We start from the raw sequence: 1,949 nt of genomic DNA on the forward strand, positions 1-1,949 counted from the left end.
GTGCGCCACGAACACAACGGGAGGTTCTGATGTAGACGGAATCTTCCGACGTGGTGCTGCACTGGTGATGGAGGTAGGCCCTCCGGGACCGCCCATGCAGGGGGAGGTCTCAAACCCCCGCAGGTTGCTCCGGTGAATGAGCCGGGGTGATGAGCACTGCGGAAAAGGCGCACGAGATGCGTCAGGTGCGTGCCGAGAAGGCGAACGCGAGTGAACCACTGCTGAAGTGTCGTAAGCGTATGAGTGGTTGCCGAAACCGGGGTCCAGTTGTTGCCCCGGGATGAATCTGGCGGGTTCCTGTATTCCTGGCCAGGTGGCGGCCCGGCATGAAGGTGGCGCGAGCTCGGCGACAGGCGCCAGTGCGGAACGTGGGAACCCCTCGCCGCGATGCTGCCGACTGGGCTTTATTGGAGTCTGGTTGGCGATAAGGGAGAACCCCAAGCAGCTGAAACTGTAAGGGGCTGAGTACCGATGCGTGGCAGGGGGACGGACCGTCTCGTAGTAGTGATGAAGTCCCTGTAATGGGGATGGAGCGAAGGGGGCGGGTCGTCCTGATCTTGTTTGGTGGTCAACCGGATATTGCCGGGAGGAGCCAGGTGAACGGATCAAGGCCGCAGGCCGAGGTCAAGTCGTTTTACATTTCCAAGTCGATGGTGTGGGAGGCGTATCTGAGGGTCAAAGCCAATCGGGGTGCACCCGGGGCGGATGGCGTGTCGATCGAGCAGTTCGAGCAGAACCTCAAGGGGAATCTGTACAAGCTGTGGAATCGGCTCTCGTCCGGCTCGTACTTCCCTCCGGCGGTGAAGGCCGTGGAGATCCCCAAGGCGGGCGGGAAAGGTGTCCGTGTGCTTGGGGTGCCCACTGTGGCTGACCGGATCGCTCAGACGGTGGCCGCGATGTATCTGGAGCGGCGGGTGGAGCCGGTGTTCCATCCGGACTCCTACGGCTACCGGCCCAGGCGGTCGGCGTTGGACGCAGTGGAGCAGTGCCGGCGGCGCTGTTGGCGCAGCGACTGGGTGGTCGATCTCGACATCCGGGCGTTCTTCGACAGCGTGGACCACGAGCTGATGCTCAAGGCCGTCGAGCGGCATATCGATGAGGACGGGAAGTGGGTCCTGCTCTACGTCAGGCGGTGGCTTGTGGCCCCACTGGCGAGGCCGGACGGTACGGTGCAGCAGCGGGTTCGTGGGACTCCCCAGGGATCGGCTATTTCCCCCGTGCTGGCGAATCTGTATCTCCACTACGCGTTCGATGCGTGGCTGACGCGGAACTTCCCGCACATCACCTTCGAGCGGTACTGCGACGATGCAGTGATTCACTGCAAGAGCGAGCATCAGGCCCGCCGGGTGCGGGACGCGCTCGCCGCGAGATTGGCGCAGGTCGGTCTGGAATTACATCCGGACAAGACGCGCATCGTCTACTGCAAGGACGCCGACCGACGCGGCTCGTACGAGCACACGTCGTTCACGTTCCTCGGGTACACGTTCCGTCCGAGGCTGGCCAAGAACCGGTATGGGAAGCACTTTGTGAACTTCCTGCCCGCGGTCAGCAAGGAGGCGATCAAGGCGATGGGCAAGGAAATGCGTTCCTGGCGTATCGCTCAACGCAGTGACAAGTCCCTGATGGACCTTGCGCGGATGTTCAACAGTGTCGTGCAGGGATGGATCAACTATTACGGACGCTTCTACAAGTCCATGTTGTATCCCCTCCTCCGGCGCATCAACCGAATGTTGGTGGGCTGGGCTTGTCAGAAGTACAAACGACTACGCCGCCGGGAGAAACGGGCGGGAGAACTACTGGCGGGCACGGCCCGCCGGTATCCCAACATGTTTGCCCACTGGCGGTTCGGCCTCAAGCCTGATGGCTGGGCGACGGGAGCCGTGTGAGCCGAGAGGCTCCCGCACGGTTCTGAGAGCGGCGGCGGGTGAGATTCCCGCCGCCGACTCACC

General features: G+C 62.8%; 1 protein-coding gene. It reads left to right on the forward strand.

Features of this window, described 5'->3' with window-relative positions; translation table 11 throughout:
- Positions 1–596 precede the first annotated feature (596 nt).
- Positions 597–1,886: a group II intron reverse transcriptase/maturase gene (gene ltrA / locus ABZ453_RS51130; protein ID WP_359026926.1), complete on the forward strand. Its 1,290-nt coding sequence runs from the start codon at positions 597–599 to the stop codon at positions 1,884–1,886.
- The last annotated feature ends 63 nt before the right edge of the window (positions 1,887–1,949 follow it).

The sequence above is a fragment of the Streptomyces sp. NPDC005799 genome (assembly GCF_040630525.1).
Taxonomy (GTDB): domain Bacteria; phylum Actinomycetota; class Actinomycetes; order Streptomycetales; family Streptomycetaceae; genus Streptomyces; species Streptomyces griseorubiginosus_B.